The following is a 25,954-nucleotide window of genomic DNA, read 5'->3' on the forward strand; positions in this document are numbered from 1 at the left end:
CCGCCGGCCCTTCCCCGGCCCCGGCACGACCCACCGCCGACCCTTCCCCGGCCCCGCCCCGACCCGTCACCGGGCGCCCCGGGCCCCTCCCCCGCGTCACACCCTGAGCAGCGGCACCATTACCTCGTCGATCATCGCGGCGATGTCCACGTCCCCCCATTCGCTCGCGCACACCTTCGCCCGGTACATCATCATGGCCGGAATCACATCCACGACGAACGGACCGGTGGCGTCCGGCCGGACATCCCCCCGGTCGATCCCGCGCCGCACCAGCTCGCCGATCAGCCGGTGCGCCGGTTCGTGCAGCCCGGACCGGACCAGGTCGTGGAACCGGACCGCGTGACCGGGGTCGCACTCGTGAAGCACCGCGTGCAGTGCCTGCCCGGCCCGCGAGCGCATCACGTCCCGTATCCGCACGCACAGCGCGTACAGGTCCTCGCGCACCGATCCCAGGTCCGGGATCCGGCCGAGCGGGGGCAGTCCCGACCGCAGCGCATCGGCCACCAGGTCCGCCTTCGAGGGCCAGCGCCGGTACAGCGCCGCCTTCCCGGTGCGCGCGCCGAGGGCCACGCCCTCCATGGTGAGCGCGTTCCAGCCCACGGTGCTCAGCTGTTCCAACGCGGCGTCGAGGATCGCCCGTTCGAGCTCGGGCCCGCGCCTGCGCCCGCCCGACGCCTGCGACCAGCGCGAACCCATCACTTCCGTACCTCCGCCCGGTTCGCGCGTCCGTCGCACGTATTTTCAGCCTTAGTGAACGCTTGCGTTCACTAAGGCTGACTCCCTACCGTGGGCTCGATGTGAACGTCTGAGTTCACTATTTCACTATGGGGGGATCCACAGTGACGACTCCTCAGCTCTCCAAGTCCCGAATACCGGGCGCGGCCCGCCGTGAGGGGCGCACTGGGGTGGCGCTCGCCGTCATCGCCGCCTGCCAGCTCATGGTCGTCCTCGACGCGACGATCGTGAACATCGCGCTCCCGCACATGCAGACCGACCTCGAGATGTCCACCACCGACCTGTCCTGGGTGATCAGCGCCTACACCCTCGCCTTCGGCGGCCTGCTGCTGCTCGGTGGCCGCGCCGGAGACATCCTCGGCCGGCGGCGCGTCTTCCTGACCGGCATCCTGCTCTTCACCCTGGCCTCCCTCCTCGGCGGATTCGCCCAGGAGCCCTGGCAGCTGCTGATCGCCCGCGCCCTGCAGGGCGTCGGCGGCGCCATCGCCTCACCGACCTCGCTCGCCCTGATCACGACGACGTTCCCCGAGGGCCCCGAACGCAACCGCGCCTTCGGGGTGTTCGCCGCGGTCTCCGCGGGCGGCGGCGCCATCGGACTGCTGGCCGGCGGCATGCTCACCGAATGGCTCGACTGGCGCTGGGTCCTCTTCGTCAACGTGCCGATCGGCCTGCTGATCGCCTTCCTGACCCCGCTCTACATCAGCGAATCCGAACGCCACCCCGGCCGCTTCGACATCGCCGGAGCGCTCACCTCCACGGGCGGAATGGCCTCGCTCGTCTACGGATTCATCCGCGCCTCCCAGGACGGCTGGCGCGACGGCCTGACCCTCGGCTCGTTCGGCATGGCCGTCGTCCTGCTCGCGGCCTTCGTGGCGATCGAGTCGCGGGCGCCCGATCCGATCATCCCGCTGCGCATGTTCGCCGACCGCAACCGCACCGGCACCTACGTGGTCATGCTCAGCCTCGCCGCCGCGATGTTCGGGATGTTCTTCTTCATCGTCCAGTTCGTGCAGAACGTGCTGGGCTTCTCCCCGATCCAGTCGGGCATCGGCTTCCTGCCCATCACGGTCGCCATCGTCACCGCCGCCGGGATCTCGCAGCGCCTGCTGCCCCGCCTCGGCCCCAAGCCGTTCATGGTCATCGGGTCCGCGCTCACCGGCATCGGACTGGCGTGGCTGACCTTCATCGAGCCGGACAGCTCGTACGTCGCCGGGGTACTGGGCCCGATGCTGCTGTTCGGCTTCGGCATGGGCCTCAACTTCGTCACCGTCACGCTCACGGCCGTCTCCGGGGTGGCACCGGAGGAGGCGGGCGCGGCTTCGGGGCTGCTCAACGCCAGTCAGCAGGTCGGCGGATCGCTCGGACTGTCCATCCTGGTCACCGTGTTCGGCACGGCGGGCCGGACCGAGGCCGGCAAGCAGGTCCCGGACTTCATGGCGCACGCCGACCAGGCCCAGGCCGCACTCTTCCAGCAGACCGGACGGCTGCCCGACCCCTGGGGGGACATCGTCCTCACCCGCGGGATCGCGACCGCCTTCATCGCGGCCGTGGCGATGGCGGGCGTCGCGCTCGTCACCGCGCTCGTGGTGATCCGCGTGCGCAAGAGCGATCTGGAGGCCCTCAACGGGACCGCCGCCCAGGCCGGTCCGCCGGCCTGAGCAGGAGTACGCGTACGTGGGCCCCGGCGCGGGAACTTCCCCGCGCCGGGGCCCTCGTACGGGTACGGGCGGCAGAACTCGTACGGCCTAGTACTCGTTCCGGTCGGCGAAGGTGCCCAGGCGCGAGCATTCCTCGTACGAGGCCTTCACCGGGCGCTCGCGCAGGATCTGCCGGGCCCGGCGCTCCCCCAGGCTCATGGCGTACCAGGGCACGTCGCCCGCCTTCGCCAGCTCGTCGTTGATGGCGCGCAGGGCGCAGGAGCGCCGGGGCTCGGGCAGCCGGTCCAGGCCGGGCACCGCGTCCGCCGACAGGGACTGGAAGTACGCCAGGTCGATCTTGCCGTCCCGCTCGTACCGCGCGACGTTGCCCTCCGCGATCAGCCCGTCCGGGGACAGCAGCCCGAAGGCCAGTACGGCGGCCACCGCGCTCCCGGCGACCGCGCGGGGCAGCCACCGGGCGCCGAACACCCCGGCGGCCATGATCAGGACGATGACCAGCCCGAGCCACAGCTCCATCCCGGCGACCGACACGCGCAGCCGGGTCAGCCCGTACGCGTCCACGTACAGGTCCATGCGGTGCAGCGCGGAGGCCACCACGACGAGGGTGAGCGCGCACAGCGTGCCGAGCACGGCGCGCACCAGACGGCGGTCGCCCGCTCCGCCGCGCGGGGCCCAGCGCAGGGCGAGCGCGATCACGGCGAGGGTGAGCAGGGTGGCCCAGAGCAGCTGCCAGAAGCCCTGCCGGGCGTACTCCGCGTAGGTGAGGCCGGTGGCCGCGAGGACCTCGCGGTAGCCGCCGAAGAGGACGGTGAGCTGCACGGCGTTGAACCCGGCGAAGAGCAGGTTCAGCACGACGAGCGGAAGGGCCCACTCGACCCGGGAACGCGCCTTGCCCGGGGCCACCTCGATGCGGTCCCAGCGGGAGGGCCCGGCGGCGGTGCGGGCGACGGCGACCGCGACGACGGTGCCCAGCAGGAAGAGCAGGAAGCGGACCGGACCGTCCGCTCCGCTGACATCGGGGGTCAGTCCGCTCAGCAGGTCCGCGAAGGCGGCGTCGGCCGAGGCGAACAGCGCCCCGAAGAGCACCAGCAGGACCAGCGCCACCAGGGCGGCCTTCGCCACGGGCAGCCAGCGGTCGCGGGTACCGCTGCCCCGCGAGCGCAGGCCGTTCCAGAGCCAGCGCACGCCGAGGACGGCGGAGTCCACGAAGCCGATGGGGCTGAGCAGGATGGCGGGCCAGCTGCGGCTGCCGTGCAGGGCGAGGGCGCCGGTCAGGACGGCGGCGAGCAGGGCCAGCGTGGAGGGCCAGGCGGAGTCCCGCAGGGCCGGTACGGCGAGCAGGGCCAGGCAGCCGAGCGCCCAGACCGCGGTCCACGGGCGGACGGTGCGTCCGGCCCCGCGGGCGGCCAGGTACGCGCCGACCAGGGCGGGCACCACGGCGAGGAGCAGACCGGGACCGAGCCCGTCGCCGAGCAGCAGGGCCACGGCGACGCCGGAGGCGACCGCGGCACCGGCCACGGCGGCGGGAATCGGCCCCACCGTCGCGGGCCGGGCGAGTTCGGCCCAGGCGAGCGGGGCCAGCGACCAGGCGCCGGAGGCCGCGCGCTCCTTGCGCAGTTGGTGGGTCTGCCAGGCCTTGGGGTCCCACCCGGGCGGGGCCTGCGCCGGCGCCCCGGGGGCCGACTGGGCGGGGATCTTCGGCGCCTGAGCCTGCGTCTGGGCCTGCGTCTGGGCCTGCTGCGCGGTGCTTCCGGCGGCCCCCTCCGCGGCGCCCCCGCCCGCGGCCGCTTCCGTGGTCGCGTCCGCAGCCGCGCCCGCAGTCGCCTCCGCGCTCCCGCCCGAACTCTCGCCGGCGTTACCGCCGGTGCTCCCGTCGGTGTTCTCCGACATCGCTTCCCTCCCCTGTTCAGCCGCCCCCGGCTTCCCTGTTGGGGGCGGCGCAGCGGACAGAGTAGGCCGGTGGAATGCAGTTTTGAACAGGATCAAAAGAGCTCTGTGTCAGGACCGTGACAATCGAAACGGGACTCTTCGCCCCGTCCGGGACCCTCGGGCACCGCGCAGGCGGGTCCCGCTAGTTCGAAGCCGTCTCCGGCAGCCAGGCCGGCAGGGCCTCGGTCCGGGACAGCCAGGCCTGCGGAAGCACCTCGTCGCCCCGCGCGCCCAGTACTCCGCCGACGATCGCGCAGGTCGTGTCCACGTCCCCGCCGACCTGCGCGGTGGTCCAGAACGCCCGCTCGTAGTCGTCCAGGCTCCGCGCCGCCGACCACAGGGCGAACGGCACGGTGTCGTGGGCGCTGGTGCGCCGTCCGCAGCCCAGTACGGCCGCGACCGTCGTCGCGTCGCCGTAGTCCAGCATGTCGCGCGCCCTGCGCAGACCGGCGCCCACCGCACTGCGCGGCACCAGTGCGATGACTCCGTCCAGCAGGTCGGCGGCCTTCGGCGGTCCGCCCGGAGCGGCGGCCAGCGCGGCCGCTGCCGCCACGGCCATCGCTCCGCACACCGCTTCGCGGTGCTGGTGGGTGGTGTAGGCGGAGATCTCCGCCTGGTGGGTGGCCTGCTCCGGGTCGTCGGCGTACCAGGCACCCAGCGGGGCGACCCGCATGGCCGCGCCGTTGCCCCACGAGCCCTGCCCGTTGAACAGTTCGGCGGCGAGCGTGCGCCAGTCCGCGCCCTCGCGGACCAGGCGCAGCATCCGGTTCACGGCCGGCCCGTAGCCGCGGTCGAAGTCGTGGTGGTGGGCGAAGGAGGCGGCCAGCGCGTCCTGGTCCACCCGGTCGTGCTCGGCGAGTACGGCCACCACCGAGCAGGCCATCTCGGTGTCGTCCGTCCACTGCCACGGATCGCTTCCGGCGGGCAGCTCGCGCCGCTTGAGAAGCGGGTAGTTCACGGGGACGAAGTACTGGGAACCCAGGGCGTCACCCAGGGCCAGACCGCGAAGGCTGGCCATGGCGCGTGCGTAGCGCCTTTCGGAAGAGGAGTCAGAGGTCATCCCGCGTCACTCTAGCCGTCCAGGTCGTAAGGCTCGGGTGTGGTCCACCGCTCAAACGGGCGGTCCATCCGGTACCGGCCGTCGGGGCCGAGCAGCAGGACGCGGTATTCGCCGTTCCCGGGGTTGGAGAGGGCCTCGAACTCGGCCACGGACCAGTGGAACCAGCGCATGCAGAACAGTCTCATCGTCAGACCGTGCGTCACGAGCAGGACGTTCTCGGGGTGGTCGGGGGCTTCGAAGCTGCGGTAGAGGCTCTCCAGGAAGGAGCCGACCCGGTCGTACACGTCCGCGCCCGACTCGCCCTGGGCGAACCGGTAGAAGAAGTGCCCGTAGGCGTCCCGGTAGGCCTTCTGGAGACGTACGTCGTCCCGGTCCTGCCAGTTTCCCCAGTCCTGCTCGCGCAGTCTCGGCTCCTCGCGCATCCGGACGCGCGCCGGGTCCAGGCGCAGCTCCCGGAAGGTCTGCAGCGTCCGGCGGTACGGGGAGACGTACGCGCTGATGTGCTCGTCGCCGAAGAGTTCCCGCAGCCGGACGCCGGCCTCCGCGGCCTGCTCGTGCCCGGTGCGGGTCAGCCGCAGTGCGTGGTCGGGTTCCCGCTCGTACACCGTGTCATCGGCATTGCCCTCCGATTCCCCGTGCCGGACAAGGACGATGCGCCGTGGTCGAACCATTCCACGACCCTATTCGGCCACCGGCGGGTGCACCGACCGGGGCACGCCGGTGGGGCGTCCGGCGACCATACAATCGGCTCGTCGCCCCGCCCCGGGTCCCGCTGCGGTCACACCGTCCAGGAGGGTTCGAGGTCGACGACGTCTCCGGTGAGCGCTTCCACGTCGGCCTGGATCTGGGCGCGCAGGGAGAGCCGCTCGACGCGCTCCTGCCGGTACTTCCCGTGCTCGGCCGCCGCGTGCCACATCGACAGCACCAGGAACTCCCGGCCGGGGGCCTCGCCGAAGAGGCCCCGGATCATGCCGGGCGAGCCCGCCATGGCCGGATTCCACACCTTCTCCTGCATGAGGGCGAAGTGGTCGACCCGGCCCTCCCGCACCCGCGTGTGGGCGACCCGGACGACATCGGCGTCGGTGAAGCGCGGCTCGAAGCCGGTCTTCACATCGAAGCGGTGGTCGAAGAGCGTCACCCGCGCGTCGGTGTAGGTGCCGTTCTGGGAGGCGGCCAGCCTGTCGTGCGAGCGGGCCATGAAGGAGTCGTAGAAGGAACGGCTCTCCCAGAAGGCGAAGACGTGCGCCACCCCCTGCCGGCCCCGGCTCCAGCCGCCGCCCTGTCCCCGGAATCCGGGTTCCCCTGGCAGCCCCGCCCATTTGCGCTGCCCGCGCTCGAACCCGCGTCGGTCCGTCACCGTGCAGCGAATCCACTTGACCAGCACTGCGCCATCGTACGGTCCCGGCAGGGCCCGGGTCAGTCCCCGGCGCGGTACATCCGAAGGAGTTCGGTCGCGTCCCGCTCGGACAGCCGAAGGCCGAACTCCCGGTCGAGCAGGGCGAGCAGCCCGTCGGCCGGTACTTCCCGCCGCTCGGTCCGCCCGTCCGGGCTCAGCCGGGTGAGCTCCCGCCCCACGAGGGCCAGCCGGTCCGAGTCGCCCGGGCGCTGGACGATGACCTGGCCGACGAAGGCGGAGCGGGGGTGCGAGGAGCTGTAGTGGTTCAGCACGACGTAGTCGACGGGGTGGTAGGGCTGCGGCGAGAAGGCGTACAGGTCCCGCCAGGTGCCCTCGCGCGACACGCAGAGCACGAGGACTCCGTCCGCCTCCTCCCGGACGCGGAACACCCACTCCCCTTGCCGCACTTCGGCGCCGGGGCGCGCCAGCGGCACGGGCTCGCGCGGGCCCTGCCAGCCGAACCCGGCGTCGCAGAGCCACGGTTCCCCCTCGACGGTGACGACGAGGACGGCGTGCGTCACCGCGAGCAGGGCGTCCCCCCGGGAGCGGTTGCGGGCACCGCGCCCGGAGACCTCGAAGCCGATCCGCTCCAGGGCGGCGGCCAGCAGGGTGTTCTGCTCGTAGCAGTAGCCGCCGCGGCGGGCTTGCACGAGCTTGTCCTCGATGGCCTTGACCTGCAGCTCGACGGGGCGGCCGAACAGCACGTCCAGGCTCTCGAAGGTGATCGCACCGGTGTGGGCCCGGTGTACTGCCTTCAACGTCGGGAGATCCGCGCGGAGTTCCCCGCCGTCCCAGCCGATCCTCGCCAGATAGGCGTCCAGATCCAGCTCTTCACCGCTCCACATGGCTTCCCCGCTCCGCGCATCCCGACATCACGGGGCGCCCCGGTGGTACCGCCCCACACAATGATCGTCATGAGCGCCCTGCACACCACCCCTCTCTTCGACCGCCTGGCCGGCTCCGAGCGGATCCTCGTCGCCGGGGCCGGCGGCGGCTTCGACATCTACTCCGGGCTCCCCATCGCCCTCTCCCTCCTCCACCAGGGCAAGGAGGTGTACCTGGCCAACCTCTCCTTCAGCGCGCTCGCGGGCCTCCCGGCCGACGACTGGGTGGCCCCGGACCTCGCCGCCGTCACCCCCGGGTCCGGGCCCCACCAGAGCTACTTCCCGGAGCGGACCCTGGCCCAGTGGCTGGAGCTGCACGGGTACCCGTCCACGGTGTACGCCTTCCCCCAGGTCGGCGTGCAGCCGCTGCGGGCCGCCTACCGGGCGCTGATCGACCTGCACCGCATCGACGCGGTGGTCCTCGTCGACGGGGGCACCGACATCCTGATGCGCGGCGACGAAGCCGGGCTCGGCACCCCGGAGGAGGACCTGGCGAGCGTGGCGGCGCTGGCCGCGCTGGAGGACGTACCCGAGCGCCTGGTCGTCTCGGTCGGCTTCGGCGTGGACGCGTACCACGGGGTGAACCACGCGCTGGTACTGGAGAACATCGCGGCGCTGGAGCGGGACGGGGCGTACCTCGGCGCGTTCTCGATACCCCGCGCCACCCGTGAGGGCGCGCTGTACCTCGACGCCGTGGCCCACGCCCAGGACCGCACCCCGGAGCACCCGAGCATCGTGAACGGTTCGATCGCGGCGGCCGTCCGCGGCTCCTTCGGGGACGTCCGCTTCACCGACCGCACCCGGGGCAGCGAGCTCTTCGTGAACCCGTTGATGTCGCTGTGCTTCACCTTCGAGCTGGCCGGCCTGGCCGCCCGCTGCCTCTACCTCGACCGGATCGAGGACACCCACCTGATGCGACAGGTGAGCTCGCGGATCGCGGCCTTCCGGGACGAGACGACCACCCGCCCGGCCCGGACCTTCCCGCACTGATCCGACACGAAGGAGCGGGGACCGGCGCGTGCCGGTCCCCGCTTCTTCGGCTACTCAGTGGCAGCCCTCAGCTTTGTCAGCTGCAGCCGCTGGTGGAGCCGCAGCCCTCGCAGATGTAGCAGGAGCCGGCGCGCTGCATCTTCGTACCGCAGGAGAAGCAGAGCGGGGCGTCGGCGGAGACGCCGAGCTGCATCTCGACCAGTTCGGCGTTGGAGTGCGCCGTCTTGGGGGCCGGGACCGGGGCGACCGCGACCGGCTTCGGGGCGGCGGGCACCGCGGCCAGCGGGGCGACCGGAGCCGACGGGGTCAGGGACTCCGTGTCGAGCTCGTCCTCGAGGGGCTCGTAGGAGCCGGTCTCCAGGTGGCGCTGACGCTCCTCGGCGGAGTGGATGCCGAGGGCCGAGCGGGTCTCGAAGGGCAGGAAGTCGAGCGCCACGCGGCGGAAGATGTAGTCGACGATCGACTGCGCCATCCGCACGTCCGGGTCGTCCGTCATGCCGGCCGGCTCGAAGCGCATGTTCGTGAACTTCGCGACGTACGTCTCCAGCGGGACGCCGTACTGCAGACCGACCGAGACGGCGATCGAGAAGGCGTCCATCATGCCCGCGAGGGTCGAACCCTGCTTGGACATCTTCAGGAAGACCTCGCCGAGACCGTCGTCCGGGTAGGAGTTCGCGGTCATGTAGCCCTCGGCGCCACCGACCGTGAAGGAGGTGGTGATCCCCGGGCGGCCCTTCGGGAGGCGCTTGCGGACCGGGCGGTACTCGATGACCTTCTCGACGGCCGTCCGGATGGTGTCCTCCGCCTTGGCGGTGACCTCCTCCTTCTCCTCTTCCTTCTTCTTCGCGGAGAGGGGCTGGCCGACCTTGCAGTTGTCGCGGTAGATGGCGAGCGCCTTGACGCCCAGCTTCCACGCCTCGAAGTAGATCTCCTCGATCTCCTCGACGGTCGCCGTCTCCGGCATGTTGACCGTCTTGGAGATCGCGCCGGAGATCCAGGGCTGGATCGCGGCCATCATGCGGACGTGGCCCATCGCGGAGATGGAACGCTCGCCCATCGCGCAGTCGAAGACCGAGTAGTGCTCGGGCTTCAGGCCCGGGGCGTCGACGACCACGCCGTGCTCGGCGATGTGGGCGACGATCGCCTCGATCTGCTCTTCCTGGTAGCCCATGCGACGCAGGGCCTGCGGGACGGTGCCGTTGACGATCTGCATCGAGCCGCCGCCGACGAGCTTCTTGAACTTGACCAGGGCCAGGTCCGGCTCGACGCCCGTGGTGTCGCAGGACATCGCGAGACCGATGGTGCCGGTCGGCGCGAGGACGGAGGCCTGCGAGTTGCGGAAGCCGTTCTTCTCGCCGAGGCGGATCACGTCCTGCCAGGCCTCGGTGGCCGCGGCCCAGATGACGTTGTCCAGGTCCTCGGTGCGCGGCGCGACGGCGTTGGCGTCGGCGTGCTGCTTCATGACGCGCTTGTGGGACTCGGCGTTGCGGGCGTAGCCGTCGTACGGGCCGACGATCGCGGCCAGCTCGGCGGAGCGCTTGTACGCGGTACCGGTCATCAGCGAGGTGATCGAGGCGGCGAGGGTGCGGCCGCCGTCCGAGTCGTACGCGTGGCCGGTGGCCATCAGCAGGGCGCCGAGGTTGGCGTAGCCGATGCCCAGCTGGCGGAAGGCGCGGGTGTTCTCGCCGATCTTCTGCGTCGGGAAGTCCGCGAAGCAGATGGAGATGTCCATCGCGGTGATGACCAGCTCGACGACCTTGGCGAAGCGCTCGGCGTCGAAGGACTGGTTGCCCTTGCCGTCGTCGTCGAGGAACTTCATCAGGTTCAGCGAGGCGAGGTTGCAGGACGTGTTGTCCAGGTGCATGTACTCGCTGCACGGGTTGGACGCGGTGATGCGGCCGGACTCGGGGCAGGTGTGCCAGTTGTTGATCACACCGTCGTACTGGATGCCCGGGTCGGCACAGGCCCACGCGGCCTCGGCGAGCTTGCGGAAGAGCGCCTTGGCGTCGACCGTCTCGATGACCTCGCCGGTCATGCGGGCACGCAGGCCGAACTCGGTGCCGTTCTCGACGGCCGTCATGAACTCGTCGTTCACGCGGACGGAGTTGTTGGCGTTCTGGTACTGGACGGACGTGATGTCGTCGCCGCCCAGGTCCATGTCGAAGCCCGCGTCGCGCAGGGCGCGGATCTTCTCCTCTTCCTTCACCTTGGTCGCGATGAAGTCCTCGACGTCCGGGTGGTCCACGTCCAGGACGACCATCTTGGCCGCGCGGCGGGTGGCGCCGCCCGACTTGATCGTTCCGGCGGACGCGTCGGCGCCGCGCATGAAGGAGACCGGGCCGGAGGCGTTGCCGCCGGAGGAGAGGAGCTCCTTGGAGGAGCGGATGCGGGAGAGGTTCAGGCCGGCGCCGGAGCCGCCCTTGAAGATCATGCCCTCTTCCTTGTACCAGTCGAGGATCGACTCCATGGAGTCGTCGACGGCGAGGATGAAGCAGGCGGAGACCTGCTGCGGCTGGGGCGTGCCGACGTTGAACCACACCGGCGAGTTGAAGCTGAAGATCTGGTGCAGGAGGGCGTAGGTCAGCTCGTGCTCGAAGATCTCCGCGTCGGCGGGCGACGTGAAGTAGTCGAAGTCCTCGCCGGCCTTCGTGTAGGTCTTCACGATCCGGTCGATCAGCTGCTTCAGACCGGTCTCGCGCTGCGGGGTGCCGACCGCACCGCGGAAGTACTTGCTGGTGACGATGTTGACCGCGTTCACCGACCAGAAGTCGGGGAACTCGACGCCACGCTGCTCGAAGTTGACCGAACCGTCGCGCCAGTTGGTCATCACGACGTCACGGCGCTCCCAGCTCACCTCGTCGTACGGGTGCACGCCCGGGGTGGTGTGGATGCGCTCGATACGCAGGCCGCTCTTGGCAGTCTTGGTTCCCTTGGAGCGGGAACCTCGTGCCGAGCTGCTCGCCGTCTCTGTCATGCCGTTCCTCCCAATGCGGGCAAAACGCCCTAAAGTGCCAGCGCTATTCCGCGGCACGGTGCTGTGTCTTGTATCTACGTCTCTTCGCCGGACCCACCGGCCGTTCCGCGGTGCGCACGCGGTGCGGAACGGGCCGTTCGGTCAGTCGGCGGCGGAGGCGGGCACGGGGACCGAAGCGGTCCCACCGGGCTCGCACTCTTCGGGGTGAGGCCGCGGCACGCGGAGTTCCGCGATGGCGGTCTCGAAGTCTTCGAGTGTGTCGAACGCCTTGTAAACGGACGCGAACCGGAGGTACGCGACCAGGTCGAGCTCCTGCAACGGGCCGAGTATGGCCAGACCCACGTCGTGGGTGGTCAGCTCGGCGCTCCCGGTGGCGCGCAACGCCTCTTCGACCCGCTGGCCGAGCTTGGCGAGGGCGTCCTCGGTGACCGGCCGTCCCTGGCACGCCTTGCGCACGCCGGAGATGACCTTGGTACGGCTGAAGGGTTCGGTCACCCCGCTGCGCTTGATCACCATCAGCGAGGCCGTCTCCACCGTCGTGAAGCGACGGGAGCAGTCGGGGCACTGGCGGCGCCGGCGGATCGACGTGCCGTCGTCGGTGGTCCGACTGTCGACGACACGGCTGTCGGGGTGCCTGCAGAAGGGGCAGTGCATGGTTCCCTCACCCTCCTCTTGGCACGACTGAATCACCTCACGAGACCCCTGAACGACAGAGGCGAGGCTCTGTCGGGGGCTCGTGAAGCAGCCACAAGCATATGCGATGCCGAGGACCTCGGCAGACCGAGGACCACAACTTCTGGGTGGCAGCGCTCATCCAACCACTAGATCTTGGGTTGTGGTGGATTTACGCCGCTCCGCGTGTCGCGGTGTCCGATGGCCGGATACAGGGCCTCTCGGTGTCACACTGGGCGCGTACCCGGACGGTGGCGACCCGACCCGGAAGGGTACCGTAAGCAGTGGCTCCGAAGCCGAACCCGCGTTCGGTCCGAGTGGCCCGCCGGTCGGCCATACACCCCACGATGTGACCACGGTGGGTGATCTCCGATTTTTCACTCGAACGTGTGTTTGGCGCAACCTTTCGAAAGCAACTACCGTTGTCCAGCTAGGGAGAACATTTCGAGAGGGGCCGACGTGACCACCACCGCAGACAGTGCCACCATCACTGCCCAGAACCGCTCCCAGAGCCGACTCGAGCCGGTGCATGCCATGAATGACGCAAGCCTGAACCCGGAGGCGGAGCCCGTACGCCCCGCACGCTCGCTGCCAGGGCGACCTCCAGGCATCCGCGCCGACAGCTCCGGGCTCACGGACCGGCAGCGGAGGGTCATCGAGGTCATCCGCGACTCGGTCCAGCGGCGCGGTTACCCGCCGTCGATGCGGGAGATCGGTCAGGCGGTCGGCCTGTCCAGCACGTCGTCGGTCGCGCACCAGCTGATGGCCCTGGAGCGCAAGGGCTTCCTGCGCCGCGACCCCCACCGCCCCCGGGCGTACGAGGTACGCGGCTCCGACCAGCCCAGCTCGCAGCCCACGGACACCACGGGCAAGCCCGCGGCCTCGTACGTACCCCTGGTCGGCCGGATCGCGGCCGGTGGCCCGATCCTCGCCGAGGAGTCGGTGGAGGACGTGTTCCCCCTCCCCCGCCAGCTCGTCGGCGACGGTGAGCTGTTCTGCCTCAAGGTCGTCGGCGACTCGATGATCGAGGCCGCCATCTGCGACGGCGACTGGGTCACGGTCCGTCGCCAGCCGGTAGCGGAGAACGGCGACATCGTCGCCGCCATGCTCGACGGGGAGGCCACGGTCAAGCGCTTCAAGCGCGAGGACGGGCACGTCTGGCTGCTCCCGCACAACGCCGCCTACCAGCCGATCCCCGGCGACGAGGCCACCATCCTGGGCAAGGTCGTCGCGGTACTGCGCAGGGTCTGACTCCCCGCGCCCCCATCCAGCTCCGGGACCTACTGCGCCGGTCCCGGAGCTGCTTCGCGCCCCTTTACACGGCTAAACCGCCACCGCTCTCGCGGACATGGCTGTTCGCCGCTTGGGTTGCCCCGTTGATGGTCCCGCTCGTGCTCCCGAGAACTACTTCCCCTCGGCCGTCGCCGCAGCGTCGATCGCGGCGAGCGAGCGGCGGGCCTGGTTGCGGTCCGTGGTGTACCAGAAGTCCGGCAGCGTGGCCCGCAGGAAGCTCCCGTAGCGGGCCGTGGCCAGCCGGGGGTCCAGGACCGCGACGACGCCCTTGTCACCGGTGGCCCGTACGAGCCGGCCCGCGCCCTGGGCCATGAGCAGCGCCGCGTGCGTGGCCGCGACGGACATGAACCCGTTCCCGCCGCGCTCCTCGACCGACTTCTGCCGTGCGCTCATCAGCGGGTCGTCGGGGCGCGGGAACGGGATCCTGTCCATGACCACCAGCTGGCAGCTGGGTCCGGGCACGTCCACACCCTGCCACAGCGACAGGGTGCCGAACAGGCAGGTCTTCGGATCGGCCGCGAAGCTCTTGATCAGCTCGCCCAGCGTCTCCTCGCCCTGGAGCAGGATCGGGTTGTCGAGCCGGCCGCGCAGTTCCTCGGCGGCCGCCTTCGCGCCGCGCATGGAGGAGAACAGGCCCAGGGTGCGGCCGCCGGCGGCCTCGATCAGCTCGGCGAGTTCGTCCATCATGTCGCCGCGGGTGCCTTCGCGGCCGGGGGTGGCCAGGTGCTTGGCGACGTAGAGGATGCCCTGCTTGGGGTAGTCGAACGGCGAGCCGACGTCCAGGCCCTTCCACTGCGGTGCGTCTTCGCCTTCCACGCCCTCCGGGGAGAGGCCCATCGACGCCGCGACGCCGTTGAAGTCACCGCCGAGCTTGAGGGTGGCCGAGGTCAGGACCACCGAGCGGTCCTCGAACAGCTTCTCGCGGAGCAGGCCCGACACCGACAGCGGAGCGACCCGGAGGGTGGCGCCGAACCGGTCGTGGCGCTCGTACCAGACGACGTCGTACTCGGAGCCGGCCATGATCCGCTCCGCCACGCCGTGGACGCTCTCCACCGCGGCGAGGGCCTGCTTGCGCACGGCGTCCTCGTCGTGGACGGACTTGTCGCGGGTGTTGCCGATCGCCGAGATCACGTTGCGCGAGGCGTCCCGCAGGGCCATCAGCGCGTAGCCGAGGTCCTCGGGGATCTCCTCCAGCCGGCCGGGGAGCGCCAGCTCCATGACGCGCTCGAAGGTCTCGGAGGCCGTCTGCAGGGAGTCCGCGGTCTTCTCGTCGACCAGCTTCGCCGCCCGCTTCACGGCGCGGTTGACCTGGCCGGGGGTGAGCTCGCCGGTGGCGACCCCGGTCACCCGGGAGACCAGCTCGTGGGCCTCGTCGACGATCAGGACCTCGTGCTGCGGGAGCACGGGGGCGCCCTCGATGGCGTCGATGGCGAGGAGCGCGTGGTTGGTGACGACCACGTCCGCGAGCTTGGCCCGCTCTCGGGCGGCCTCCGCGAAGCACTCGGCTCCGTACGCGCACTTCGTCGCGCCCAGGCACTCGCGGGAGGAGACGGAGATCTGCGACCAGGCCTTGTCGGAGACGCCCGGGGTCAGGTCGTCGCGGTCGCCGGTCTCGGTCTCGTCCGCCCAGTCGCGCAGGCGCAGCAGGTCCTGCCCCAGCTTGCTGGTGGGGGTGGCCGCCTCGAACTGGTCGAAGAGGCCCTCCTCCTCGTCCTGCGGGGCGCCCTCGTGCAGGCGGTGCAGGCACAGGTAGTTGGAGCGGCCCTTGAGCATGGCGAACTGCGGGCGGCGGCGGAGCTGCGGATGCAGCGCCTCCACCGTCCGGGGCAGGTCCCGCTCGACGAGCTGGCGCTGAAGCGCCAGCGTCGCCGTGGCGACGACCACGCGCTCGCCGTGCGCGAGGGCCGGCACCAGGTAGCCCAGGGACTTACCGGTACCGGTACCGGCCTGGATGAGGCGGTGGGAGTTGTCGTCGATCGCTTCGGCGACGGCTTCGGCCATGGCCACCTGGCCGGGCCGCTCCGTGCCGCCGACGGCGGAGACGGCGGCGTGCAGCAGGTCGGGGAGGGAGGGCTTCGTCATAGCAGTGCCAACCCTACGGGGCGCCACCGACAGCGACCGCACCGAAGAGGACTCACGGCCGGTGCAGGGGGTTCGGCACGGTGCCGTGCTGCACGGCGTGCGGGCGGTCGGGGCGGTCGCGGTAGCCGTCCTCGTAGAGGCGGTTCCTGTTGAGGCAGAGGCGGACGATGCGTTCGCCGAGGAGGTCGAAGAGCTCGTAGCGCTCCTTGAGCTCGGGGAAGCGGGCGTGGTGGCGCAGGATCTCCGCCCGTACGAGGGACCAGAACGTGTCCTCGGGGACGCCCAGGCGGTCCTCGCAGAGGGCGGAGAGGTAGCGGAAGACGCCCACGAAGAGTCCCGAGTGGATGAACTGGGGCAGGAAGTCCGCGGGCTCGCTGAGCAGCACCGCGCGGACCTCGTCGGGCATGGCGGCCAGCTCGGGCAGCGGCTCGGCGCTGATGTTGACGTCGTCCACGAAGTCCTTGACCGCGAGCCGGACCGGGACGTCGTGCTCGTCGAAGATCACGACCGCGTTCTCGCCGTGCGGGGAGAAGACGGTGCCGTAGCGGTAGAGGAAGCGCAGCAGCGGGGGCAGCAGGGCGGCGAAGAGGCGCTGGAGCCAGGCGGTGGGGGCCAGGCCCGAGCGGGCGACGAGCTCGGCGGTGAACGACCGGCCGCGGGGATCGGTGTGCAGGAGCGAGGCGAGGGTGCGGGCGCGCTCGCCGGGGGCGAGGTGGCCGGCCAGCGGCTCGCGCCAGATCGCACCGAGGAGCTCCTTGTACTGGTACGGGACCTCGGGGAGCGCGTCGTAGACGGGGTGGCGGACGGTGACGGAGGCGACTTCGCCGAGCAGGATCACTCCGCACTCGTCGCGGAGGAAGGGGTCCGCGTCCCGGATCGAGTGGATCCAGGCGGTGACGGCCGGCGCCGCGTGGGCCAGGTCGGAGGGCAGGCCGCGCCAGACCATGGTGTTGAGGACGGAGAGGGGCAGCTTGACGCTGTGGCGGTCGGGGCGCGTGAGATTGAGGAAGGTGCGGATCGACTGCTGCGGAAGGCGGAGGTCGGGGTCCGCGGGGAGCGGGACCAGGGTGCCGGCGGCGAGGGCCGGGGCGAAGAGCGGCAGGACGACCTCGTCCCACTGCCAGGGATGGACCGGGAGGTAGAGGTAGCCGAGCGGATCGAGACCGCGCTCGCGCAGGGTCCGGTCGAAGAGGTCGCGGGTGACGGGGTCGAGCTCGGTGGAGTAGAGGCGTGCGGGGTCTTCCAGGCCGGCGGTTCCCCTGTACTGCGCGAGGGAGGTGTGGGCGGCGAGCCAGGGCAGGCGCTGGGCGGTGCGGGCTTCCGGGGCCCAGGCGGCGGTGTCGGAGGCGGAGAGTCCGATCCGGCCCTTGTTGAGGACGAGCCAGGGGTGGCCGGTCTGGTGGCCTTCCAGGGCGGCGTAGTCGAGGTCGGCCAGGACGTCGGCGGTGAGCGCGGTGTGGTCGATGCGGGCGTCGGCGGCGAGGGTGGCGCTGAGCTCGCGGACCATGTGGCCGAGGGTGGCGCCGTCGAGGCCGAGGAGGGTGCGGGCGCGGATGAGGAAGGCGTACGGGTCCCCGAAGGCGGTCGGGGTTCCGGGGGTGGTTCCGGGGGCGGGTGGGGCTCCCAGGGCGGGTGGGGCTCCGGGGGTGGGCGCCGTGGTGAGGGTGATGGTGTCGGGGGTGACGTGCCAGCTGCCGTAGGCGCGGCGGCGGGCCCGGAAGCCGAGGCTGCTGCCGTCGTCGAGGGTCAGCGTCCAGGCGTCGCCGGAGGCGGCCGGGGCGGGGACCGGGCTGATGATCTCCTCGTACGCGAACTCGCCGAGCATCTTGGCGAGCAGGCGGCGGGCGGCGAAGTCCCAGGTCGGGTGGTTCAGTTCGGGTGGGGTGCACGGGTGCTGGGGCGACGGGGGCACGGTGTCCGAGAAATGAGCGCCCGCGGAGTCTGGGGCGGCGGAGAAATTCTGCACGGGACTCCTCGAGGATCGGGAACTTTGCTGCGTGACGCAGAGTTTTCGAAGTGAGAGGTACAGCGCTGGACACGGGAGCGGAAGCGGAAGGCGGGTGAGCGTGCGTCAGTGATCCGGGATCTGCGGGGCGGCACTCAGAGGAGATTGCGCAGCGCCCGCTCGCGGATCATCAGCGCGGCGCGCTTGCCGGGCAGTTCGATCTCTGTGGAACAGCGGAAACCGGAGTTCAGGAAGGCTGATACGGAGGGGGTGTTGCGGATGTCCGGTTCGGCGATGACACGCATGCAGCGCGGGTGGTTGTCGAGGACCAGGTCGGAGACGGCGCGCAGGAGCGCCGTCCCCAAGCCTCGGCCGCGGTTCGTGCCGTCTCCGATGAGCAGGTGGATACCCGTGTCGTGGGGGCGCGCCGGGTAGTGCGCGGAGAGCGGGTCGAGGTCGGCCCGGTAGATCTCCCAGTAGCTCATCGGCGTGCCGTCCAGGAGGCCGAGGCAGGGGATGCTGCGGCTGTCCCCGTCCAGCTGTGCCCGCACGTGGGCGGCGGTGACGGCGGCGGGGCCGGCGAGTTCCCAGTAGGCGTCCACCTCCGGGTCGTTCATCCAACGGGTGAGCACCTGCAGGTCGCGGTCGAGCCGTACGGGTTCCAGGCGGAAGACCCCGGCCCGTGTGGTGATGCCGCCCCAGCCCGCCGGGGAGTCCAGCAGATCCGCTTCGGCGAGCAGGGGCAGCAGCCGGGGGGTGAGATGCGGTGCGAGGGGGCGGGAGACATCGGTGTGGGGCGCACCGGTGTGGAAGTCGGTGGAGGGCATCGGGGCTCTTCTCCGTGTCGGTACGGACGCGTCAGTCGTGAAGGGGGTTGGCGATGGTGACGTAGACGGACTGGGTGTCGACGGGGCCGACGAGCTCGTCGAGGCCTCCCAGGCGGGTGAGCAGATTCGCCTTGCAGCGCAGGGTGCGCGAGTCGAGCAGCCGCTCGGGGAGCGGGCCCAGGCCCGCGGCCTTGCCGAGGAAGCGGCGGAAGGCGGCGAGCAGGACGCGCTCGTCGGCGAGCCTCTGGGATCCGAAGGCGCCGATGAGACCGAGCACGTTGTTGATGCCGAGGTAGTAGGCGAAGCGTTCGTCGGTGACGGCGTCGGAGACGAACGTGTCGCTGGCGGCGCCGATACCGGGGAGCCGGCGCTCGAGTTCCGCGCGGCGTGACGCGCGGAAGTAATAGCCCTGGTTGTCGCGGTAGCGGCCGCCGACCGGCCAGCCGGCCGGGTCGAGGAGGACCAGCGTGTTCTGCTGGTGCGCTTCGAGGGCGATGCCGGCGAGGGCGTCGAAGGCGATGACCGGCAGGACTACGTGGTCGAGGTAGCGCAGGAACCACTCGGCGGAGACGGCGGACGTGGTTCGTCCGGTGGTGGCGGCGAGATGCGCGACGGTCTCGGCGAGCCGGGAGGTCATGGTGGTCCGGCCCGGCCACGGGCGGGGTGCGGTGAGTGCGGCGATGCAGAGGGCGTCGTCGTCCGGGCGGAAGGGGTTGTGGCGCAGCATGACGTCGAGTCCGGGGACGGGGGTGCCGTCCGGGGCGTCGACGGCGACCCAGGCCGGGTCGCGGACGATGTCGAAGCCGGGGTGCGCCGCCTGCCACTGCTCGGCGAGGCCGGTGCGGAGCAGCCGGTGCACCTCGATGCCGCGGTGGAGTTCCTTGCGGAGGTTCTCGCGGCGGGAGTTGGTGATGCGCAGGCCCAGCGAGAGCTTGAGCATCGCGGGGGCGCCGGGCCGGTGGACGGTGCGGATGGAGGAGGTGGGATACCAGGGGTCGCCGTACGGGCCCAGGTCGTGCAGGAGTCCCGCGTCGCGGAGGGCGGCGACGGCGGGGCGCTGGAGCAGGTCGCGGGCCTGCCAGGGGTGAAGGGGAAGGGGGGTGGCGCCGTCGGGCACCGGGAGCCCGGGGGCGAGGCGGGCCAGCAGTCGGGCGGCGGAGACGGGGCGCCCGCGCTCGGTCCAGGCCGAATCGGTGGCGAGCGCGGCGGGCGCGACCGCCACCCAGTGCAGGGGGAAGGAGCCGTGCAGTTCGGGTGAGTAGCGGCGCACTTCGGCTTCGGAGAGGCCTTCGCGGCTCTTCGGGGTCGGGTGCAGCGGGTGGCCGAGCAGGAGGGACTGTTCGGCGGTGAGGAACCGGTCGCAGGCGACGGGGGCGGGGGCGTCCGAGCGCTTGCGGCGGTCTTCGATGAACTCGGCGGTGCGGTGCACCGAGTCGGCGACCCTGCCGACGAGGTCCGCGCTGCCGGGGGCGGCCTGTCCCTCACGGGAGATCAGCGCGGCCAGGGTGACCGCGTCCACGGCGGGGGCGTCGGCGGGGGCGCCTTCGATCCGGGCCGGGCCGAAGCGGTGCCAGCCGGCCGCGGACCAGTAGCGGACGGCGACGAGCAGGGCGGTGCCGGACGCGGGGAGGGGGACGCGCAGCACGGGTCCGGCGGGCCGGCCGAGGCCGGTCTCGCGGACCCAGCAGCGCAGCAGGCCCTCCACGGTCGCGGCCTCGGCGGCGATCCTGGGCTCGGGGTGGTCCAGGGGGTCGGCCGCGCCCACGCGGGGTCTGACCGTGCCGTCCTGCTGCCGCGGCACGCTGGCCGAGTCCCCACCGGGCCGCGGCGCGGCCGCCGCCCACGGCATGCCCGCGCCGGGCGTGCCCGGCGGGGTACCGGCGGGCAGTGCGGAGCGCCCGCCGGATGCCGGCAGGGCATCCGCGTGCCCGGAGGGCGCCGGGGCCGAGGCGTCCCGCTCCGGCGGCGTGGACGACTCGCGGGGCCGCTCGGCCGCCGAGTCCTCCCCGAGTCCGGCGGCCGCAGCCAGCGGCAAGGCCGTCCCTCCGGCCGCGCCCGCCTGCGCGGGCCACTCCTGCAACGCCCCACCGCCCGGGCCCGCCGGCGCCACCCCGCCCGTCCGCCCCGGTGCGGACGGGGCAGGTCCGGCGGGGCCGGATACCGACGGACAGGGCCCACCCGGCGACGCCGCGCTCCAAGGCTCCGGCTCGGGCTGCGGAGAGCGACCGCCGACACCGAGTCCGGAGGTCGGCCCGGCCGATACGGGCCCGTCCGGAACCCCCCAGACAGCACCGACGACCGGCCGCAGAAGGCCCGCGGCGCTGTCGGGACCAGGCGATACCGCAGTCTGGGCCCCGCCTGTGTGTGCCGGGTCCGGGGACGGGCGGACCACCGAGCCCTGGGCATCGGCCGTGACGGCCGGGCCCGATGACGGGCCGACGACCGAAGGCTGGGCACCGGCCGCGGCTACCGGATCCGCGGACGGGCGGACCGTCGAGGCCCGGCCACCGGCCATGACGGCCCGGTCCGATGACGGGCCGACAAACGAAGGCTGGGCACCGGCCGTGGCTGCCGGATCCGGGGACCGGTGAACCGTCGAAGGCTGGGCGTCGCCTGTGGCTGCCGGATCCGGGGACGGACAGACCGACGACGGCAGGGCATCACCTCTGACTGCCTGGCCCGGGGACGGGTGGACCTCCCAAGGCCGGGCATCACTTGTGACTGCCGGATCCGGGGACGGGTGGACCCCCGAGGGCGGGGCACCGGCCGTGGCTGCCCAGGCGGATGACGGGCGGACCGCCGAAGGGTGGGCAGCGCCGGTGACTCCCGGGGTCGGGGACGCTTGGGCCTCCGAAGGCCGGCTGGGGTCGCCCGCCCCGTGGAAGTCGGCGCCGAGGGCGGCGGACACCGCCGGCCCGCTGTGCGGCGGGGTGGGCCCGTCCCCGGAGGCGAACTCGGCGCCAGGGGCTGGGGCCGTCACGACGGGGATGGTCGGAGCCGGTCCGGCCGAGGCGGAAGCAGACGGGCTGTCGGCGTCGGCGGGGAGAAGTGGGGCAGGCACGGGCCCGGTCGAGTCAAGCGGCGCGGAGCCAGGGGCGGGGGTGGGAGCCTCCGAAGCAGGCATGGACCGATCCTCCATGGGGGTGGCAGGGGGTGTGACTGGCACGGCTCCCGCCCCTGCGCGGACGCCGAAGGTGGCGCCCGACGGAGGTGAGAGGGGCCCGGCGACCGAGGTCGAGGTCAGCTCGGAAGCCCGGGCCCCGGACGAGGGCGGCAGCGTCCCGGCGGGCATTGAGGTCGGTGCGGCTGCCTCGGAGGCGGGGCACGCTCCGGAGTCGGCGGGGACGACCGCATGAAGCCCGGGCTCGACTGCGACGACACGTGCCACCCCCGGGACGCCCGACGCAGGAGCCGACAAGGACGGCAGCGAGCCACCCACGCCAGCCCGCACGGGGGCAGACGAAGACGGGGCGGACGCGTCGGCATCGGTCCGCGGCGGCAGAAGGGGAGGCACCTCGGCACCGGCGGGGACCGATGAAGGTGGCAAGGCCCCGCCCGGCGCGGTCGGCGCGGGGCTCGGCGGCGGCGACACGGGCTCGACCGGCACGGAAGGCTTCGGCGATGACAGCGGGAGGTCGGGGGCCGTAGCCCCGGCGGGGGCCGACGAGGACGGCGAGGCCTCGTCCGGCACAGCCGGCGGCGGGGTCTGCGATGTCGGGAAGGCCTTGCTCGGCGTGGGCGGCGCGGGGGGCGACGGCAGGGACCCGACCGACACAGGAGCAGGCACAGCCGCGGGCGGCGGCGTCGAGGCGGCGACGGATGGCGCTGCCGGCGGAGATACCGGGACGGCCGCAGGCCAGGTCGTAAAGGTCGCGGAGGCCCCCGACGGTGGCGGTACGGGCCCGCACGGCACGGCGGAGGACAAGGGCGGGGCCGCCACGACCGGCCGGGTCGGGGAAACGGCCGACGGGTCAGCCAGGGCGGGTGAGGTGGGTGTGACGGCCGACAGGGGCTGCCGAGTTGGTGTCGCACCCGACAAGGACGGCAAGGCGGACCCGACAGCCCCCGGGGTCAGGGAGCCGGCCGACGGCCCAGGCGGGCTGGGGTTCCCCGGCGATCGCGGCTCCGTGGCAGCCACGGCCGGACCGGGCGGCTGGCTGGAGACGGACAGGGGTCGCAGCGCGGAGACCTCAGTGGGCAGACGCAGCGGAGCGGCCGGACGACCGGGCGAAGTCGGGGTTGCACCCGGTGGAGGCGGCTGTGTGGACGCCGCAGTTGCGGGAGGTGGGGAGGCAGCCGGTGCCCGGGGCGGGGTGGCAGTTCCAGGCGATCGCGGCTCCGTGCCGGCCACGGCCGGACCGGGCGGCTGCTGGGAAGCCGCGGTTGGAGGCAACGGGGAGGCGGGCGGCGGTCCGGGTGGGGTGGGGGTTTCGGACGGTGGTAGGGCCGAGGCCGCAGTAGGAGGCATCGGGGAGGCGGCCGGCGGGCCCGGTGGGGTGGGGGGAGGGGTCGGCATGGGGGTCCTTAGCGGCCGGTGGCGGCGGGGATGGCGTCGGCCAGGCGGTCGAGGACGGCCGTGGCCTGTTCGTCGGTCAGGGTCAGCGGGGGGAGGAGGCGCACGACGCTGGAGTGGCGGCCGCCGAGTTCGACGATCAGGCCGCGGTCCAGGCACGCCTGGCGGACGGCCACCGCGAGGGCGGGCGCGGCTCCCCCGGTGTCCGGGTCGATCAGTTCGACGCCGATCATCAGCCCGCGGCCCCGTACGTCCCCCACGCACGGGTGGGCCGGGATCAGGGTCCGCAGGGAGGCCAGCATCCGCGCGCCCAGGGTCCGCGCCCGGTCCGCGAGGCCGTTGCGCCGGACGTAGGCCAGGGTCGCGGTGCCCGCCGCCATGGCCAGCTGGTTGCCGCGGAAGGTTCCGGCGTGGGCTCCGGGGGCCCACTGGTCGAGCTCCGCCCGGTACACGATCACCGCGAGCGGCAGGCTGCCGCCGATGGCCTTGGACAGCACCATCACGTCGGGTACGACCCCGGCGTGGTCGACGCCCCAGAAGGCTCCGGTCCGGCCGACCCCCGTCTGGACCTCGTCGGCGATCAGCGGGATCCCCCGCGCCGCCGTGATCTCCCGCATCCTGCGCAGCCAGGCGTCCGGGGAGGGGTGGACCCCGCCCTCCCCCTGGACGGGTTCGACGATCATCCCGGCCGGGGCCGCCACCCCGCTCTTGGGGTCGTCGAGCAGGTTCTGCGTCCAACGGGCCGACAGTTCCGCCCCTTCGGCCCCGCCGATCCCGAACGGGCAGTGGTAGTCCTGCGGGTAGGGCAGCCGGGTCACCCGTACGTCCGCCGCGCCGCCCGAGGCCTCCAACGCGCCCGTGGTCATGCCGTGGTAGGCCCCGGTGAAGGCGAGCATCCCCGACCGGCCGGTGGCCGTGCGGACGAGCGTGAGCGCGGCCTCGACGGCGTCCGTCCCGGCCGGTCCGCAGAACTGGACGCGGGCGTCGGCGGCCAGCTCCGCCGGCAGGTTGGCGAACAGCTCGGTGGTGAAGGCGTCCTTGACCGGTGTCGCGAGGTCCAGGACGTGCAACGGGGCCCCCGAGTCGAGGACTCCGCGGATCGCTTCGAGCACGACGGGGTGGTTGTGGCCGAGGGCGAGGGTGCCGGCGCCGGAGAGGCAGTCGAGGTAGCGCCGTCCGTCCGCGCCCTCGATGGTCAGCCCGCGGGCGCGCACGGGGACGATGGGCAGGGAGCGCGCGTACGTCCGTGCCGCGGACTCCCGTTGGGCCTGCCGCCGCAGGATCCCCTCGCCCGCGCCGGAGCCCCGGCCGGAGGAGCCCCGCCCGGCCGAGCCCCGGCCGGATCCCGGACCGGCCGAGCCCCGACCAGGGACCTCTCCCGGCTCCGGTCCCGCGGCCGCGGTCCCCGCCGGCCCCGACTCCGGTCCCGCCGGGCCCCCCGCCCCCGGGCTCGCCCCCGGCCCCGCCTCCGGCCCCCGGTTCGTCTGCGGCGGGACGTGCGCCGCGGCCGCGGCCTGCCCGCTCGTCAAAGCCACGAGTGTCGCTCCTCCCGCACGGTTGCTCTTCCGGAGTGCGCCTCGAACACCAACGCTGCTCCCCCATCCCCCGTACGTACCAACGACGGTGACGGCGACGGATCACGGGTGGCCCCAAGATCCTTGCCCCGCCCGGAGATCGGGCCTCCCGCGACGGAACCGTCGCCCCGGGCTGTGCCGTCCCCCACGGCAGCGGCATAGTGGGGGGCTGCAAACCCAGGCACCATCCCGAACCACCAGGGGGATTCACGACATGCGACCGATTCGACCGGTCACCGCGATCCTGTGCTCGGCCGCGCTCGCGCTGACCGCCGCGGCGTGCGGGCCCGGCGACGGTGAGACCGACGCCAAGCCGACCGTGGCGGCGAGCCTGCCCACCGGCCTGGACGGGGTGAAGATCCCGGACGGGCTCAAGGACAAGCTCAAGGAGCACGGCATCGACCTGGAGAAGTGGAAGGGGGGTGAGTGGAAGAACTGGAAGAAGGAGGACTGGCTCCGCGAGGCGGGCGACTACATCAACCCGATCATCGAGGACCTGTGGAACCCGGACCGCATGCGTGACGCGGCCAAGACCCCGCAGCCCCCGGCCGTCGACCCGGACGCGGGCAAGGACCAGGGCGTCACCGATCCCGTCCCGGCCCCGGTGACGGCCAAGGCCGTGAACCCGCCCTACCACCAGAGCGTTCCGGCCTCCGGCAAGGTCTTCTTCGACGGCCCCGAGGGCTCGATGGTCTGCTCGGCGACCGTGGTCAAGGACCCGGCGCACCCCGGCAAGTCCAACATGGTCTGGACGGCCGGCCACTGCGTGCACGCGGGAAAGTCCGGCGGCTGGTACCGCAACATCGCCTTCGTCCCGTCGTACAACAACACGGGCAAGCCGGCGGCCGCGCTCAAGGGCGCGCCCCGCGAGGAGGTGGCCCCGTACGGCGTGTGGTGGAGCGACTGGGCGCAGACCTCCGACCAGTGGATCGCGACCGGCGGTCCGACCGGCGGCGCGGGTGCCCCGTACGACTTCGCGGTGCTGCACGTGACCCCGGAGAAGGGTGGCGGCAAGTCCCTCGAGGAGACGGTCGGTACGGCCCTCCCGGTGGAGTTCAACGCCGCGGCCACGCCCAAGATCACGAGCATGACGGCCACCGGCTACCCGGCGGCGGCTCCGTTCGACGGCCAGAAGGCCTTCCAGTGCGCCGACAAGCCGGGCCGGCTGTCGCTGAACGCGACCGACCCCGCGATGTACCGCATCGGCTGCACGATGACCGGCGGTTCCTCGGGCGGCGGCTGGGTCGCGGCGGGCGCCGACGGCAAGCCGGCGCTGGTGTCGAACACCTCGATCGGTCCCGCGAAGGCGGGCTGGCTGGCCGGACCGCGGCTGGGCCCCGAGGCGAAGGGCGTCTTCGACGCCGTGAGCGGCAAGTTCAAGTAGCCCGACGGCAAACCGGCCGGCACCCGGACGACAACCGC

17 protein-coding genes are annotated in these 25,954 nt (G+C 72.5%); 4 read left to right on the top strand and 13 right to left on the bottom strand.

The window, feature by feature from the left end:
- Positions 1–96: 96 nt before the first annotated feature.
- Positions 97–699, bottom strand: a complete 603-nt coding sequence (locus tag ACWGDE_RS00630) for a TetR/AcrR family transcriptional regulator (protein ID WP_453386752.1) — start codon at positions 697–699, stop codon at positions 97–99.
- A gap of 125 nt (positions 700–824) precedes the next feature.
- Between ACWGDE_RS00630 and ACWGDE_RS00635 the strand changes: the two genes are divergently transcribed.
- Entirely contained in the window at positions 825–2,393 is a 1,569-nt protein-coding gene (locus tag ACWGDE_RS00635) for an MFS transporter (protein WP_453386753.1), read from the top strand.
- Between the two features lie 87 nt (positions 2,394–2,480).
- Here ACWGDE_RS00635 and ACWGDE_RS00640 read toward each other — a convergent pair whose 3' ends face one another.
- From ACWGDE_RS00640 to ACWGDE_RS00660, 5 genes are all read right to left on the bottom strand, one after another.
- Positions 2,481–4,283 carry a DUF4153 domain-containing protein gene (locus ACWGDE_RS00640; RefSeq protein WP_453386754.1) on the bottom strand — a complete coding sequence of 601 codons (1,803 nt, stop codon included), beginning with the start codon at positions 4,281–4,283 and terminating at the stop codon, positions 2,481–2,483.
- Between the two features lie 181 nt (positions 4,284–4,464).
- A complete protein-coding gene (locus ACWGDE_RS00645; RefSeq protein WP_453386755.1) occupies positions 4,465–5,382 on the bottom strand; it encodes an ADP-ribosylglycohydrolase family protein in 918 nt (305 codons plus the stop codon).
- Between the two features lie 11 nt (positions 5,383–5,393).
- Positions 5,394–6,053, bottom strand: a complete 660-nt coding sequence (locus tag ACWGDE_RS00650; RefSeq protein WP_453386756.1) for a histidine phosphatase family protein — start codon at positions 6,051–6,053, stop codon at positions 5,394–5,396.
- A 107-nt stretch (positions 6,054–6,160) separates the two neighbouring features.
- Positions 6,161–6,766 carry a YdbC family protein gene (locus tag ACWGDE_RS00655; protein ID WP_453386757.1) on the bottom strand — a complete coding sequence of 202 codons (606 nt, stop codon included), beginning with the start codon at positions 6,764–6,766 and terminating at the stop codon, positions 6,161–6,163.
- 32 nt (positions 6,767–6,798) lie between these two features.
- Positions 6,799–7,623, bottom strand: a complete 825-nt coding sequence (locus tag ACWGDE_RS00660; RefSeq protein ID WP_453386758.1) for an arylamine N-acetyltransferase family protein — start codon at positions 7,621–7,623, stop codon at positions 6,799–6,801.
- A gap of 69 nt (positions 7,624–7,692) precedes the next feature.
- On the opposite strand from ACWGDE_RS00660, the gene ACWGDE_RS00665 reads away from it, so the two are divergent.
- Positions 7,693–8,652 carry a DUF1152 domain-containing protein gene (locus tag ACWGDE_RS00665; RefSeq protein WP_453386759.1) on the top strand — a complete coding sequence of 320 codons (960 nt, stop codon included), beginning with the start codon at positions 7,693–7,695 and terminating at the stop codon, positions 8,650–8,652.
- A gap of 76 nt (positions 8,653–8,728) precedes the next feature.
- Here the strand turns inward: ACWGDE_RS00665 and ACWGDE_RS00670 are convergent, their stop codons facing one another.
- Both ACWGDE_RS00670 and nrdR read right to left on the bottom strand, forming a co-directional pair.
- Positions 8,729–11,626, bottom strand: coding sequence for a vitamin B12-dependent ribonucleotide reductase (locus ACWGDE_RS00670; RefSeq protein ID WP_453386760.1), 2,898 nt, complete (start codon positions 11,624–11,626; stop codon positions 8,729–8,731).
- Between the two features lie 141 nt (positions 11,627–11,767).
- Positions 11,768–12,280 (bottom strand): transcriptional regulator NrdR, encoded by a 513-nt coding sequence (gene nrdR, locus ACWGDE_RS00675; RefSeq protein WP_453386761.1) that lies wholly within the window; start codon positions 12,278–12,280, stop codon positions 11,768–11,770.
- Between the two features lie 477 nt (positions 12,281–12,757).
- On the opposite strand from nrdR, the gene lexA reads away from it, so the two are divergent.
- Complete coding sequence (gene lexA, locus ACWGDE_RS00680) at positions 12,758–13,549, top strand: transcriptional repressor LexA (RefSeq protein WP_214953278.1); 792 nt, start codon at positions 12,758–12,760, stop codon at positions 13,547–13,549.
- Positions 13,550–13,702: 153 nt separating this feature from the next.
- Here lexA and ACWGDE_RS00685 read toward each other — a convergent pair whose 3' ends face one another.
- The 5 genes from ACWGDE_RS00685 to ACWGDE_RS00705 form a co-directional block, all read right to left on the bottom strand.
- Complete coding sequence (locus tag ACWGDE_RS00685; protein ID WP_453386762.1) at positions 13,703–15,673, bottom strand: ATP-dependent DNA helicase; 1,971 nt, start codon at positions 15,671–15,673, stop codon at positions 13,703–13,705.
- Positions 15,674–15,725: 52 nt separating this feature from the next.
- Positions 15,726–17,639, bottom strand: a complete 1,914-nt coding sequence (locus tag ACWGDE_RS00690; RefSeq protein WP_453386763.1) for an IucA/IucC family protein — start codon at positions 17,637–17,639, stop codon at positions 15,726–15,728.
- Between the two features lie 134 nt (positions 17,640–17,773).
- The gene (locus ACWGDE_RS00695; protein ID WP_453386764.1) at positions 17,774–18,445 is read right to left on the bottom strand and encodes a GNAT family N-acetyltransferase; all 672 of its coding nucleotides are present in this window, start codon (positions 18,443–18,445) and stop codon (positions 17,774–17,776) included.
- Positions 18,446–18,476: 31 nt separating this feature from the next.
- Positions 18,477–20,294, bottom strand: coding sequence for an IucA/IucC family protein (locus ACWGDE_RS00700; protein ID WP_453386786.1), 1,818 nt, complete (start codon positions 20,292–20,294; stop codon positions 18,477–18,479).
- Positions 20,295–22,969: 2,675 nt separating this feature from the next.
- Complete coding sequence (locus tag ACWGDE_RS00705) at positions 22,970–24,241, bottom strand: diaminobutyrate--2-oxoglutarate transaminase family protein (RefSeq protein ID WP_453386787.1); 1,272 nt, start codon at positions 24,239–24,241, stop codon at positions 22,970–22,972.
- Positions 24,242–24,746: 505 nt separating this feature from the next.
- Here ACWGDE_RS00705 and ACWGDE_RS00710 point away from each other — a divergent pair.
- Positions 24,747–25,916, top strand: coding sequence for a hypothetical protein (locus ACWGDE_RS00710; RefSeq protein WP_453386765.1), 1,170 nt, complete (start codon positions 24,747–24,749; stop codon positions 25,914–25,916).
- The last annotated feature ends 38 nt before the right edge of the window (positions 25,917–25,954 follow it).

This window comes from Streptomyces sp. NPDC054956, assembly GCF_053609185.1.

Coding starts and splice junctions, on each gene's coding strand:
- ACWGDE_RS00635 (WP_453386753.1), top strand. CDS start 825: ATGGGGGGATCCACAGTGACGACTCCTCAGCTCTCCAAGTCCCGAATA.
- ACWGDE_RS00670 (WP_453386760.1), bottom strand. CDS start 11,626: ATGACAGAGACGGCGAGCAGCTCGGCACGAGGTTCCCGCTCCAAGGGA.
- ACWGDE_RS00700 (WP_453386786.1), bottom strand. CDS start 20,294: ATGCCGTGGGCGGCGGCCGCGCCGCGGCCCGGTGGGGACTCGGCCAGC.
- ACWGDE_RS00645 (WP_453386755.1), bottom strand. CDS start 5,382: ATGACCTCTGACTCCTCTTCCGAAAGGCGCTACGCACGCGCCATGGCC.
- ACWGDE_RS00695 (WP_453386764.1), bottom strand. CDS start 18,445: ATGCCCTCCACCGACTTCCACACCGGTGCGCCCCACACCGATGTCTCC.
- ACWGDE_RS00665 (WP_453386759.1), top strand. CDS start 7,693: ATGAGCGCCCTGCACACCACCCCTCTCTTCGACCGCCTGGCCGGCTCC.
- ACWGDE_RS00650 (WP_453386756.1), bottom strand. CDS start 6,053: ATGGTTCGACCACGGCGCATCGTCCTTGTCCGGCACGGGGAATCGGAG.
- nrdR (WP_453386761.1), bottom strand. CDS start 12,280: ATGCACTGCCCCTTCTGCAGGCACCCCGACAGCCGTGTCGTCGACAGT.
- ACWGDE_RS00710 (WP_453386765.1), top strand. CDS start 24,747: ATGCGACCGATTCGACCGGTCACCGCGATCCTGTGCTCGGCCGCGCTC.
- ACWGDE_RS00640 (WP_453386754.1), bottom strand. CDS start 4,283: ATGTCGGAGAACACCGACGGGAGCACCGGCGGTAACGCCGGCGAGAGT.
- ACWGDE_RS00685 (WP_453386762.1), bottom strand. CDS start 15,673: ATGACGAAGCCCTCCCTCCCCGACCTGCTGCACGCCGCCGTCTCCGCC.
- ACWGDE_RS00660 (WP_453386758.1), bottom strand. CDS start 7,623: ATGTGGAGCGGTGAAGAGCTGGATCTGGACGCCTATCTGGCGAGGATC.